Source organism: Salipiger sp. IMCC34102, from assembly GCF_004145405.1.
Lineage (GTDB): Bacteria > Pseudomonadota > Alphaproteobacteria > Rhodobacterales > Rhodobacteraceae > Loktanella.
On sequence record NZ_SELQ01000006.1, the window covers coordinates 195,211 to 207,157 of the forward strand.

Below are 11,947 nucleotides of genomic sequence, written 5' to 3' on the forward strand. Positions count from 1 at the left end.
ATTCCGGCAGACGGGTGCGCGTGCAGCCGGTGCCTGGGGGCGGATGGTCTGGATGTCAGCCCAGATAGGCGCGCAAGGCCTCGGGGGGATCAGCAAAGATTTCCGCCGTATCTCGGGGCGGGTGGGCCACGCCGTCGGCGACCAGAACCACGGTCTGCGCATGCTCCTTGGCGTCGCGCGGATCGTGGGTGACCATCAAGACGGTGCGCCCGGCGGCCACCAGCGTCGTTTGCACGAGCGCCAGCATCTCGACCCGCAAGGCGGGACCGAGGGCGGCGAAAGCCTCGTCCAGCAGCACGACGGGCCGGTCCGACAGCAGGACCCGCGCAAGGGCCGCGCGTCCCTGTTGCCCACCGGAAAGCGCGCCGGGCTTGCGCCCGCCGAGCCCCGTCAATCCGACCCGCGAAAGCGCCTCTTCGACGCGGGCGGCCTCGTCGTCGTTCAGCTTCAGGCGGGGGCCAAGCGCAAGGCCCGCATTCTGGGAGGTGGTCAGATGCGGGAAGAGGTTGTTGTCCTGGAACAGCATCGAAACGGGCCGCCCACCCGGCGCCTGGCCCGCGAGGTCCTGTCCCTTCCAGAGGATCCGGCCCCGCGTGGGCGTCAGGAAACCCGCCACCGCCGAAAGAAGCGTCGATTTTCCGCCCCCGGACGGACCGATCACCGCCGTAAGACCCGGCGCGACCTGCCAGTCGGCCCTCAGGGTGAAGGCGCCTTGCGACAGCGTGACATCGTCAAAGGTCAGCATCGATGCGCCCTCCCCGATCGCAGATCCAGAAGCCGCCGAGTGATAGCGCCAGCAAGAGGAGCGCCGCCCCGGCGGCGGCCTCCATCCGGTAGGCGCCCATCAGGCGGTACATCGCCAGCGGCAGGGTTTCCTGCGCATCGGTGGCGAAAAGCGCGATGACGCCCAGATCCCCCATCGACAGCGCGAACGTGAGCCCGGCGGCGAAGCCCAGCGGGCGTCGCAGGCGTGGCAACATCACGATCCGCACGCCTGCCCAGCCGGTCAGCCCCAGGCTGGCGGCAAGCCGCCCGTAGCCTTCGCGCACGTCCCGCACGGCAGGCGCAAGTACCCGCAGACCGAACGGCAGCGCCAGAACCGCGTTCACCGCCAAGGTGACCGCCAGCGCCAGCCGCGTGGGGTTCACGAAGGGATAGACCATCACGAACAATCCCGTCCCCATCACGAGCGCGCTGGAGGCCAGCGGCAGCACGCCGATCCCCTGCATCCAGATCCCGCCACGCAAGGCCAGCGCGAACGAAAGAGCCAGCGACAGCACCGTCGCCCCCAGGGCCACCGCGATCGAGCGACCGGACGCGGCCCAGACGCTCGACGGCAGATCCGCAAGACCCGGGATCCCGCGCCACACCACCATCGCAAGCGGCGCGATCAGGAACAGGCTGACCGCCGCCAGCCAGAGCCAGTCCCACGGGCTCTTGTCCCAGCGGGCGACCGTGCGATCGAGCCCGCTGCCCACCGGCTCGATCACCGTCAGGCGGAACGCCAGGACCGCCGCCACCACGCAAAGCGCCACCTGCACCAGCGCCAGAAGCGCCGCGCGGCCAAGGTCGAAATCGAAACGGATTGCCTGGTAGATCGCAAGCTCGACCGTGGTGGCACGCGGGCCGCCGCCCAGCGTGAGCGCCACCGCAAAGCTGGTCAGGCAGATGAGGAAGATCACCAGGGCCGCCCCAGGCACCACGCGCGCCAGCATCGGGCGTTCCAGAAGCGACCAGATGGGGGCGTCGAGTTGTGCGGCCAGCCGGAACCGTTCCGCTGGGATGTCGAGCCAGCCTTGCAGCAGGATGCGCACCGCCAGCGGCAGGTTAAAGAAGACATGCGCAAGAATGACGCCTCCCGCACCGTAGATGCTTACGGGGGCGCCGCCTAATGCGACGATCCCCGCGTTCAGAAGCCCGCCCCTCCCGAAGACGGCGAGCAGCCCCAAGACCGCAACGATGACCGGCAGCAGGAAGGGTGCACCCAGCAGCATCACAAGTGCGCCGCGCCCGCGAAAGCGACGACGCGCCAGCGCCCGGGCCACGGGGACCGCCAGCCCGACCGAGACCACGGCGGAGACCACCGCCTGCCAGACCGTGAAGCGGATCGCGGCCCAATCGCCCGCGCCAAGACCCGCGCCCGCTTCGGCCCGCGACCCGACGGCGGCCAGCGGGGCCAGCGTCAGCGCCAGGATCAGCGCCGCCGCCAGCCCCGCCGGGATCAACGCGACAGCGCGCTGCGCCACGTGTCCAGCGCCGCGTCACGCCGATCCGCGGCGTCCTGCGCGCTCAGAAGGATACCGCTCCCAGGCACCGTCAGCGTTTCGAAGCCATCGGGCAGGTCGATGTCGGTCGCGGGATACATCCAGTTGGTCGTGGGAATCACCGACTGGAACGCGTCCGTCGTGATGAAGGCCATGAACTGGTCCGCAAGCTCTGGCACATCGGTCTGGGCGAGCTTTGCCGCGACCTCGACCTGCAGGTAGTTGCCCTCCTCGAAGGCCCATGCGGTCTTGGTGTCGTCGTCCTCGCCGATCAGGTGGTAGGCGGGCGAGGTGGTGTAGGACAGAACCGCGTCCGCCTCGCCTTCCAGGAAGAGGTTGTAGGCCTCGGTCCAGCCCGGGGTCACGGTCACGATATTGTCGGCCAGATCCGCCCAGACGTCACCGGCCTCGTCACCGAAGACCGCCTCGACCCACATCAGAAGGCCAAGACCGGGGGTGGATGACCGCGGATCCTGGATCACGATGGACAGGTCGCTGTTGGCCAACTCGATGAACGACAGCGCGGGCGGCGTATCCTTGTCCGCGACGAAGGCGAGATAGCCCCAGTCGAACGGCAGGAAGGTGTCGTCCTCGTAGTCGACCGGCAGCGACAGGTCCGCCGTGACGCCGTGGGGCGCGAAAAGGCCGGTGTCGCGCGCGGCGGCGGTCAGGTTCGTATCGAGCCCCAGCACCACGTCTGCGTCGGTGCTTGCCCCTTCGAGTTGCAGGCGCGCCAGCAGCGCGGCTCCGTCGCCTGCGCCGGTGAAGACGAGATCGCAGCCGCATTCGGCCTCGAAGGCCTCCTCGATCGCGGGACCGGGCCCCCATTCGGAGGTGAAGCTGTCATAGGTATAGACGTTGAGCGTGGGTGTCTGTGCCAGAGCGGGGCTGGCGATCAACAGGGCCGCGACGCTTGCGAGAGTGGTTTTCATGTCATCCTCCAATGCGACGGGCGGATTTGGGGACGACATCATGCCGGACCTTCCCTCCGCCGGTCTTAACCGGTTCAGGTTCAACGGGTCCGCTTGCGCATCTCAGCCCGATTGGGCCCCCCGAGGTGCCCCACACCTAGGACGGGACCTTCGGAATGAAAAGGGGCCGCAGCGACGGGCGGCCCCTTTCCGGTCCGGCGTCGGATCGATCGCGCTCAGGCGATGGCCTCGTGCGGCAACTGGGCGTCCGCCGACGTCTCGATCCCGGCATCGGGGTTCTCGAAGACTGCGAGGTCGATCTTGCCTTCGCCCTTGGCCACGATCGAGGTCACGATCGCATCGCCGGTGATGTTCACCGCCGTTCGGATCATGTCCATCAGCCGGTCGACGCCCAGAATGATCGCGATCCCCTCGATCGGCAGGCCGACCTGGCCCAGGACCATCGTGAGCATCACAAGGCCCACGCCAGGCACGCCCGCCGTCCCGATCGAGGCCAGGACCGCCATGCCGATCACCGTGACATAGCCCGCAAGGCCAAGGTCGATGGCGTAGACATTGGCCAGGAACACGGTTGCCACGCCCTGCATGATCGCCGTGCCGTCCATGTTGATCGTCGCCCCGAAAGGAATGCAGAACGAGGCGACGCTCTTGTCACAGCCCACCCGCTCGGTCGCGCATTGGTAGGTGATGGGAATGGTGGCATTCGACGACGCGGTCGAAAAGGCGAAGATCTGCGCCGGGCGCATCTTCCTCATGAAGGTGATCGGGTTCAGTCCCGACAGCGTCTTGAGCAGCGTCGGCAAGGTGATGAAGAGGTGGATCATCAGCGCCGCCACCAACGTCACCACATAGGCCAGGACCGGTAAGAAAAGGCCGATGCCCTGTTCGGCGAAGGTCTTGGCGATCAGCGCGAAGACACCGTAGGGTGCTGCGCGCATCACGAGGTCGACGATCTTCATCATCACCTCGTTCATGTAGTCGCAGGCCTCGATGAAGGGTTTCGACCGGCCGCCCAGCATCAGCACCGCGATGCCCAGGACCACCGTGTAGAAGATCACCTGCAGCATCTCGCCACTGGCGAAGGCCTGGATCGGGTTGGTCGGAACGATGGCGGCGAAGACGGCCCAGACCGTCGGCGCCTCTGCCGCGTTGATCCCGCTGACGTCGATCCCCGTCATGTCGAAACCCCGACCGGGCCCGATCAGCGTCGCGAGCACCAGCGCCACGGTGATCGCGAGCGCCGTGGTGAACAGGTACAGCCCGAAGCTCTTCGAACCGACCCGGCCCAGCACGCGGATGTCGCCGATCCCGGTCACGCCGCCCAGCAGCGAGAAGAACACCAGCGGGACGACCAGCATCTTCAGGGCGTTGACGAACATCGTCCCGATCATCCCGAAGAAACCCGCGACAATCTGAGTGTTCAGGAAATCGTTGTCGATCGTGTTGAGGATCACGCCGACCACGATGCCAAGGCCCATCGCGATCATGATCTTCGACGTCAGGGACATTCCGCCCCCTCCCGTCGTCTCTGCGGTCGAATCGGCCATGCCAAAGCTCCTTTACGAAACCATTACAAAATCGTTGCATGGATTCGGCCGTTTCACCAAGTGATCTTTGCGTGCCACGGGTCGCGTTGGACAGCGGGGCAGCGTTGCGATACCTCGGGCACGGAACAAGAAAGCGCGCCCATGTCGTTCAACACCTTCGGTCATCTCTTCCGTTTCACCACCTGGGGTGAAAGCCACGGCCCCGCCCTCGGGGCCACCGTGGACGGCTGCCCGCCCGGTGTGCCGCTGGAGCCAGCCGACATCCAGCAATGGCTCGACAAGCGCCGCCCCGGTCAGAACCGCAACACGACGCAGCGCAACGAACCCGACGCGGTGGAGATCCTTTCGGGCGTCTACGAAGGGCGGACGACCGGCACGCCGATCCAGTTGATGATCCGCAACACCGACCAGCGGTCGAAGGACTACGGCGACATCCTGAACACCTTTCGCCCCGGCCATGCCGACATCACCTACCACCAGAAATACGGTCTGCGCGATCCGCGCGGCGGGGGCCGGTCCTCCGCCCGCGAGACGGCGGCGCGGGTGGCCGCGGGCGGCGTGGCGCGGCAGGCCCTCGGCACGGTCGCGCACGGGGTGCAGGTGACCGGCTACATGGTGCAGATGGGCGAGAAGACGATCGACCGCGCCCGCTTCGACTGGGATCAGATCGGGCGGAACGACTTCTGGTGCCCCGACCCGGTCGCCGCGGCAGAGTGGGAGGACTACCTGACCTGGCTGCGCAAGGACGACCATAACTCTGTCGGTGCCGTCATCGAGGTCGTGGCCCGCGGCGTCCCCGCCGGCATCGGGGCGCCGATCTACGCCAAGCTCGACACCGATCTTGCCGCCGCGATGATGAGCATCAATGCCGTGAAGGGTGTGGAGATCGGCGAAGGCATGGCCGCCGCGGCCCTCACGGGGCGCGACAACGCCGACGAGATCTTCATGGGCGAAGACGGGCTGACCTATTCCAGCAATCACGCGGGCGGGATCCTCGGCGGAATCAGCACGGGCCAGGACGTGGTGGTGCGCTTCGCGGTCAAGCCGACGTCCTCGATCCTGTCGCCGCGTGCCTCGATCCGGATCGACGGCACCCCGACCGAGGTCGTGACGAAAGGCCGCCACGACCCCTGCGTCGGCATCCGCGCCGTCCCCGTGAGCGAGGCGATGATGGCCTGCGTGCTTCTGGATCATATCCTGCTGGATCGCGGCCAGACCGGCGGCGCGCGCGGCCGGATCGGCTGACGACCCGCTTCAGGCGGCGGGCGGCTTGGGTGTGGGACTCGCGGTCTGTTTGCTCAGCTGCACCGCGAGGATGCCCGCCGCGATGATCGCGACGCCCAGCATGTCGGTCCCGCGGATACCCTCCCCCAGCAGCAGGGCCGCGATCAGCACCCCGAGAAACGGGTTGAGGAAATGGAACGTCGCGGCCTTCACCGCGCCGATCCGATCCACCAGCCAGAACCAGACCAATGTCGCCAGCACGCCCGGAACCAGGACCGTATAGCCAAAGGCGACCCAGAGGCGGGGGGCGGACAGATCGAAGCTGTGGGTCTCGAACAGAACCGCCGGGACCACGCAGCACAGGGCCCCCACCCACATCTGAAGGCCCACGATCATCATCAGATTGCCGCCGGAGCTGGCCCCGGCCATCGCCAGCGTGGCAACGGTGATCGACACGGCGGCGGCGATGCACAGCAACATGCCCACTGGATCGCTGCCGGCACCAAGTCGCGCCGACATGATGATGGCGACCCCCACGAAACCCACGATCAATCCCAACGTACCGAGCTTCGGCAGGCGACGGCCGAAGACCAGCCAGCCCGCGAGCCCGACCATCAGCGGCATCGTCGAGGCGATGATCGAGGCCAGCGAGGCCTCCACCGTGCGCATCGCCATGAAGTTCATGCCCAGATAGAGCGCGTTCTGGCAGACCCCGAAGATCAGAACCGCCCGCCACTGCTGGCGGGTCAGCCGCGCGTGCTGGCCCATGGCGAAGGCGATTGCGCAGGCGACGATGCCCGACAACGCGAAGCGGGCGGTCAGCGCCGTGAGCGGCGGCGCGTATTCGACGATGACCCGCGCCGAGGTGAAGGCCGATGACCACATCGCGGCAAAGGCCACGCCCAGAAAGATCGCTTTGATGTCCATGGCCGGACCCTGCGCAGACGGATCCGGAATCACAAGATGTCGCGGCTGTCCGGAAACGAAAAAGGGCCGCACCCTGCGGTGCGACCCCTTCGATGCGATGGAACGCGTGCTTACTCGTTCACGCTGTCCTTGAGCGCCTTGGCGATGGTCATCTTGACCACCTTGTCGGCGTCCTTCTTCATCTGCTCGCCGGTGGCGGGGTTGCGCACCATGCGCTCGGGGCGCTCGCGGCAGTAGATCTTGCCGACGCCGGGAAGGGTCACGGCACCGCCAGAGGAGACTTCCTCGGTGATGATGTCGGTCACGGCTTCGAGAGCTGCGGTCGCGGACTTCTTGTCCATGTCGGTCTTTTCGGACAGCTTGGTGACAAGCTGAGCCTTGGTCATCGGTTTGACTGCCATGTTGTTTCCTTTTGTTTGCGCCGCGAACGGCCGGTGCCATGGGTGTTACGTCATGTGGTGGCAGACCACCAAGAATAGTCGCGCCTGACAAGCCCAAATCCCGTCGGATCCCCTGTTTTTAAGGGTTTTGTCCAATTTCACAGGAAGGCGGTCTCTTCGAAGCTGCGCAATTTGCGGCTGTGGATGCGTTCGAGCGGCATTTCGCGCAATTTCTCCATCGCGCGAATCCCGATCTTGAGGTGGTTCGCCACCTGACCGCGATAGAAATCCGTCGCCATGCCCGGCAACTTCAGCTCTCCGTGCAGGGGCTTGTCACTGACGCAAAGCAGCGTGCCGTAGGGAACGCGGAAGCGGAACCCGTTGGCCGCGATGGTGGCGCTTTCCATGTCGAGCGCCACGGCCCGGGACTGGCTCAGCCGTTGCACGGGGCCGGACTGGTCGCGCAGCTCCCAGTTGCGGTTGTCGATGGTGGCGACGGTGCCCGTGCGCATGATCCGCTTGAGCTCGAACCCTTCGAGCGCCGTGACCTCCTCGACCGCGTCCTCGAGCGCGATCTGGATTTCGGCCAGCGCGGGAATCGGGACCCAGACCGGCAGGTCGTCGTCGAGCACATGATCCTCGCGCAGGTAGGCGTGGGCCAGCACGAAATCGCCCAGCCGCTGGCTGTTGCGCAGGCCTGCGCAGTGCCCGACCATCAGCCAGGCGTGCGGACGCAGCACGGCGATATGGTCCGTGGCCGTCTTGGCGTTCGAGGGGCCGACCCCGATATTGACCAGCGTGACCCCCGCCCCGCCCGCGCGCTTGAGGTGATAGGTCGGCATCTGCGGCGTCTTCACGGTCGTAGGCAGCGGCGTGTCGGCCTGCGTGATCTCGACGTTGCCGGGGGCGACGAAGGAGGTGTAGCCGCTGTCGGGATCGGCCAGGGCCGCGCGGGCGTAGGCCTCGAATTCCTCGACGTAGAACTGGTAGTTGGTGAACAGGACGTGGTTCTGGAAATGCGCCGCGTCGGTCGCGGTATAATGCGACAGGCGGGCCAGGGAGTAGTCGATCCTCTGCGCGGTGAAGGGGGCCAGGGGGCGCGCGCCGTCGGGAAAGTGGAACCCCGCGCCGTTGACGATCGCGTCGTGGGTCGTCGACAGGTCCGGGACATCGAAGGCATCGCGCAGCGTGAAATCGGCGGCACCGTCCTGTGGGACGACGATCCGCTCGTCGCGCGCGACGGCGAAATGCACGGGCATCGGCGTGTCGGACACGCCGACCGTCACCGGCACCTCGTGACAGGCCATCAACAGCCCCAACTGCTGTTCGAGGTAGTTCGCGAAGAGATCGGGCCGCGTGATCGTGGTGGCATAGGTCCCGGGCTCCGCCACGTGGCCGAAGGACAGGCGGCTGTCCAGCCGCGCGTGACTCGTCGTCGTCAGGCGCACCTGCGGATAGAAAGCCCGCACGCGACCCTCCGTACGGCCCGTTTCCAGCGCGTGCTGGAAGTGTTCGGTCAGGAACCCGGCGGCCGTGTCGTAAAGTGAGATCAATCGCGCGACGGCTGCCTTCGCATCGGTGAAGGCTTCGGGTGCGGGCACGTCGGGCGTGCGGATGGCGGCTGTGTCGGTCATGCCGCGACAGGACACGCACCGCGCGCCGCTTGCAACCCTAGAGCTTGTGAATCTCCAGCGGTTTTTGACCGGGATTGAGCGTGACGACCTTGCGGTTGAGTGCCACCGCGACGGTCACCCACAGAAGGTAAGGCACGAAGGCCAGCCCGGCCCAGAGGTCGATCATGATATGCGTGACCAACGCGCCCAGTACCGCCACCCAAAGGCACACCACGACGACCTGGCTCGCACGCCAATGCCGCAGACCGAAGAACACCGGCGTCCAGACCGCATTGAGCGCGATCTGCGCCGCCCAGAACGCCATGGCGAGCCCGGCCCCAGGGACCATCGCCACCCGCGCGCCGGCGAAGGCGATCAGCAGATAAATCGTGATCCAGACCACCGGGAAAGCCCAGTTCGGTGGCGTCCAGGCGGGCTTGCGCAAGGATTTGTACCATTCCCCGGTGGGAAAAAGCACACCTGTCGACGCCGCCGCGGCACTGGCTGCGAGGAAGATGAAGAACAGGGTCAGGCTCACGACGGATATCCTTGCTGGTGCGCATCGCTACCTAGGCGCGTCCGACCGACCGTCCAGCCTGACTGCCGGGCAGATATGCAGGGGCTATCAAGACAGAGGGCCGCGCCCTTTCGGACACGGCCCTTGCTGTTCGATGCAAGCGAACCGGGCCGACCCCGGTGATGCTTACTGCGCCTCCGCCCCGAAGGTCGCGAAATAGGCATAAAGATCGTAGGCGTCCTGCTCGTCGCGCACCTGATAGGCCATCTTGCCGCGCGCGCGGCGGTCATCGAGTTCCTCGCGCAGCCAGCCCGTGGGATCCTGCACGTAGCCGACGAAGGCCTCTTCGGTCCAGACCTGACCGGTTTCACCCAGTTCCACGAGGGCATCGCTGTAGTTGAACCCCTCGACGGTGCCCAACTGGCGGCCCGCGACCCCGTAAAGATTTGGCCCGACGCGAGAGCTGCGACCGGCCAGAACCTCGCCGGTTTCGGGGTCCTGGATGACGTGGCAGGCGATGCATTGGCGCTGGAACCGCTGCTCCCCTTCCGCCGCGTCGCCAGAGGCTTCGACGGCGCTTTGCGCGAAGGCCGGAGCGGCAAGGGCCGTCATGGCGACGGCAAGCGTGGTGATCTTCATGATGTCCTCCTGGGTGGACGAATATGCGTGTGACGATGAAGTAGCCGTTTCCCGCTCGGGGTCCAGTGCTGCGACGACCTGTCGCCGCGCCGCGATGTGCCGTGACGCGGAATTACTCCGAGGCCGCGGCGTCGGGCTCCATCGTGTCGGAGCCCATGCCGTCGTGATCCATGTTGTCGCGGTGCATATCGTCGTGATCCATGTCCCCGTGGTCCATCTCGCCGTGGTCCATGTTGTCGTGGTCCGCAGTCCCGTTGGCCGCGACGTCCTCGACGTTGAAGACCACCTCGACCGATCCGGCGCGCTCGAAGATCAGCGTGGCTGGCACCTCGTCGCCGACCTCGAGCGGGGTGTCGTCCAGACCCATGAACATCACGTGATATCCGCCGGGGGACAGGGCCAGCGTCTGGCCGGGCGCGATCTCGATCCCGTTCTCCTGCTTTTCCATCATCGTCATGCCGTCGTCGCCGGTCGTGACGTTGTGGATCTCGACCCGCGGGAAGTCGGCTTCAACGGCGATCAGGCGATCGGGCGTGTCACCGGTGTTCTCGATCGTCAGGTAGCCCGCGCTGGTCTGCGCCGTGGCCGGCACGCTGCGGGCGAAGGGATGTGCGATGGAGAGATCGCCTGCGCTGTAGTCATGCGCGATGGCCGCGAGCGGCAGCAGGGTGGCGGCGAGTCCGGCGTGAAGGCGGATCAGGAAGGTCATGGATCAAGGTCCCCTTGAGAAGTTCGGCCCGGAGGTATGCCTGCCGATTGCGGACCACAAGGGACATGTCGACGCGGCGGCGGCCCGGCGCCGCGACGCTTGTGCGATGCACCCCCCTGTCGCATAGTTTCCTTCGATGGCCCGCAAAAGGGTCACGCGAAACAGGGAGAGATCGATGAAGACGCTGACGACGTTCGCCACCGCCGTGGCCTTGTCCATCGCTGGGGCCGCACCGCTTGCCGCACAGGACAACGCCGATTACATCCTCGCGACCGCCTCCACGGGCGGCACCTACTACCCCGTCGGCGTGGCGCTTTCCACGCTGGTCAAGGTCAAGCTGCAGCCCGACATGGGCATCGGCATGTCGGCCATCAGTTCCGCCGGATCGGGTGAGAACGTCCGCCTGCTGCGCGAGGACGAAGCGCAGTTCGCAATCATGCAGGGTCTTTACGGCTATTACGCGGCCTCGGGCACCGGTCCGCTGGAAGAGGTCGGCCCGCAGGAGAACATGCGTTCGGTGTCTATGCTGTGGCAGAACGTGGAGCACTTTGTCGTCTCCTCCGACGCGGCCGCAACCGGCACGATGGAGGATTTCGTGAACCTCGCGGGCTCCGCCGTTGCGCTGGGCTCGCAGAACTCCGGCACATTGGGGTCGAACACCGCGCTGCTGGAGGGTCTGGGTGTCAGCGTCGACGACTACGAGCTGGTCTACGGCGGCTACGGGCCGAGTGCGGAGGCCTTGCAGAACGGCCAGGTCAGCGGCGTCGGCATCCCGGCGGGCGTGCCCGTGGGTGCGATCAGCCAGCTCTTCGCCTCGGCGGGCGACGACGTCACGCTGCTCGACTTCACGCCGGAACAGCAGACCGCGGCCGACGGCGGGCGCGAGCTCTGGACGGAGTTCACGATCCCCGCCAACACCTACAGCGGTCAGACCGAGGACGTGACGACCGTGGCCCAGCCGAACTTCCTGGCCGTCAGCGCCGACGTGTCCGAGGAAGACGTCTACCAGATCACCAAGACCATCTATGAAAACCTGCCCTTCCTGCAGGCGATCCACCCCGCGACGAACGCCATGAACCTCGACGCCGCCATCGCGGGCCTGCCGCTGCCGCTGCATCCCGGTGCCGTGCGCTACTATCAGGAAGCGGGTGTCGAGATCCCCGGCCGGCTGATGCCCGGTCAGTGATCCGGTTCC

General features: G+C 66.6%; 12 protein-coding genes and 1 riboswitch. Of the genes, 2 read left to right on the forward strand and 10 right to left on the reverse strand.

What is annotated here, in order from left to right:
* Positions 1-55 precede the first annotated feature (55 nt).
* The 4 genes from EU805_RS13635 to EU805_RS13650 all read right to left on the reverse strand — a co-directional run bounded on the left by EU805_RS13635 (position 56) and on the right by EU805_RS13650 (position 4,743).
* Positions 56-745, reverse strand: coding sequence for an ATP-binding cassette domain-containing protein (locus tag EU805_RS13635; protein ID WP_129764535.1), 690 nt, complete (start codon positions 743-745; stop codon positions 56-58).
* Positions 732-2,246, reverse strand: a complete 1,515-nt coding sequence (locus tag EU805_RS13640) for a thiamine/thiamine pyrophosphate ABC transporter permease ThiP (protein WP_129764536.1) — start codon at positions 2,244-2,246, stop codon at positions 732-734. Before EU805_RS13640 ends, EU805_RS13635 begins: the two co-directional genes overlap by 14 nt.
* Positions 2,222-3,196 (reverse strand): thiamine ABC transporter substrate binding subunit, encoded by a 975-nt coding sequence (gene thiB / locus EU805_RS13645; RefSeq protein ID WP_129764537.1) that lies wholly within the window; start codon positions 3,194-3,196, stop codon positions 2,222-2,224. The genes EU805_RS13640 and thiB overlap by 25 nt, the downstream gene beginning before the upstream one ends.
* Positions 3,197-3,230: 34 nt before the next feature.
* Positions 3,231-3,329, reverse strand: a riboswitch (TPP riboswitch).
* Between the two features lie 82 nt (positions 3,330-3,411).
* Positions 3,412-4,743, reverse strand: coding sequence for a dicarboxylate/amino acid:cation symporter (locus EU805_RS13650; RefSeq protein ID WP_207208109.1), 1,332 nt, complete (start codon positions 4,741-4,743; stop codon positions 3,412-3,414).
* A gap of 141 nt (positions 4,744-4,884) precedes the next feature.
* On the opposite strand from EU805_RS13650, the gene aroC reads away from it, so the two are divergent.
* On the forward strand, positions 4,885-5,988 hold the full coding sequence (gene aroC, locus EU805_RS13655) for a chorismate synthase (RefSeq protein ID WP_129764538.1): 1,104 nt from the start codon (positions 4,885-4,887) through the stop codon (positions 5,986-5,988).
* A gap of 9 nt (positions 5,989-5,997) precedes the next feature.
* On the opposite strand, the gene EU805_RS13660 is transcribed toward aroC, so the two are convergent.
* From EU805_RS13660 to EU805_RS13685, 6 genes are all read right to left on the reverse strand, one after another.
* Positions 5,998-6,894, reverse strand: coding sequence for a DMT family transporter (locus EU805_RS13660; RefSeq protein WP_129764539.1), 897 nt, complete (start codon positions 6,892-6,894; stop codon positions 5,998-6,000).
* Between the two features lie 110 nt (positions 6,895-7,004).
* Positions 7,005-7,295: an HU family DNA-binding protein gene (locus EU805_RS13665; RefSeq protein ID WP_129764540.1), complete on the reverse strand. Its 291-nt coding sequence runs from the start codon at positions 7,293-7,295 to the stop codon at positions 7,005-7,007.
* Between the two features lie 137 nt (positions 7,296-7,432).
* Positions 7,433-8,908: an AMP nucleosidase gene (locus EU805_RS13670; protein WP_129764541.1), complete on the reverse strand. Its 1,476-nt coding sequence runs from the start codon at positions 8,906-8,908 to the stop codon at positions 7,433-7,435.
* Positions 8,909-8,945: 37 nt separating this feature from the next.
* Positions 8,946-9,425, reverse strand: a complete 480-nt coding sequence (locus tag EU805_RS13675; protein WP_129764542.1) for a TspO/MBR family protein — start codon at positions 9,423-9,425, stop codon at positions 8,946-8,948.
* Between the two features lie 165 nt (positions 9,426-9,590).
* Complete coding sequence (locus tag EU805_RS13680; RefSeq protein ID WP_129764543.1) at positions 9,591-10,043, reverse strand: c-type cytochrome; 453 nt, start codon at positions 10,041-10,043, stop codon at positions 9,591-9,593.
* 112 nt (positions 10,044-10,155) lie between these two features.
* The gene (locus EU805_RS13685; protein WP_129764544.1) at positions 10,156-10,752 is read right to left on the reverse strand and encodes a copper chaperone PCu(A)C; all 597 of its coding nucleotides are present in this window, start codon (positions 10,750-10,752) and stop codon (positions 10,156-10,158) included.
* 175 nt (positions 10,753-10,927) lie between these two features.
* On the opposite strand from EU805_RS13685, the gene EU805_RS13690 reads away from it, so the two are divergent.
* The gene (locus EU805_RS13690; protein ID WP_129764545.1) at positions 10,928-11,938 is read left to right on the forward strand and encodes a TAXI family TRAP transporter solute-binding subunit; all 1,011 of its coding nucleotides are present in this window, start codon (positions 10,928-10,930) and stop codon (positions 11,936-11,938) included.
* The last annotated feature ends 9 nt before the right edge of the window (positions 11,939-11,947 follow it).

Coding starts and splice junctions, on each gene's coding strand:
- EU805_RS13635 (WP_129764535.1), bottom strand. CDS start 745: ATGCTGACCTTTGACGATGTCACGCTGTCGCAAGGCGCCTTCACCCTG.
- thiB (WP_129764537.1), bottom strand. CDS start 3,196: ATGAAAACCACTCTCGCAAGCGTCGCGGCCCTGTTGATCGCCAGCCCC.
- EU805_RS13650 (WP_207208109.1), bottom strand. CDS start 4,743: ATGGCCGATTCGACCGCAGAGACGACGGGAGGGGGCGGAATGTCCCTG.
- aroC (WP_129764538.1), top strand. CDS start 4,885: ATGTCGTTCAACACCTTCGGTCATCTCTTCCGTTTCACCACCTGGGGT.
- EU805_RS13660 (WP_129764539.1), bottom strand. CDS start 6,894: ATGGACATCAAAGCGATCTTTCTGGGCGTGGCCTTTGCCGCGATGTGG.
- EU805_RS13665 (WP_129764540.1), bottom strand. CDS start 7,295: ATGGCAGTCAAACCGATGACCAAGGCTCAGCTTGTCACCAAGCTGTCC.
- EU805_RS13670 (WP_129764541.1), bottom strand. CDS start 8,908: ATGACCGACACAGCCGCCATCCGCACGCCCGACGTGCCCGCACCCGAA.
- EU805_RS13680 (WP_129764543.1), bottom strand. CDS start 10,043: ATGAAGATCACCACGCTTGCCGTCGCCATGACGGCCCTTGCCGCTCCG.
- EU805_RS13685 (WP_129764544.1), bottom strand. CDS start 10,752: ATGACCTTCCTGATCCGCCTTCACGCCGGACTCGCCGCCACCCTGCTG.
- EU805_RS13690 (WP_129764545.1), top strand. CDS start 10,928: ATGAAGACGCTGACGACGTTCGCCACCGCCGTGGCCTTGTCCATCGCT.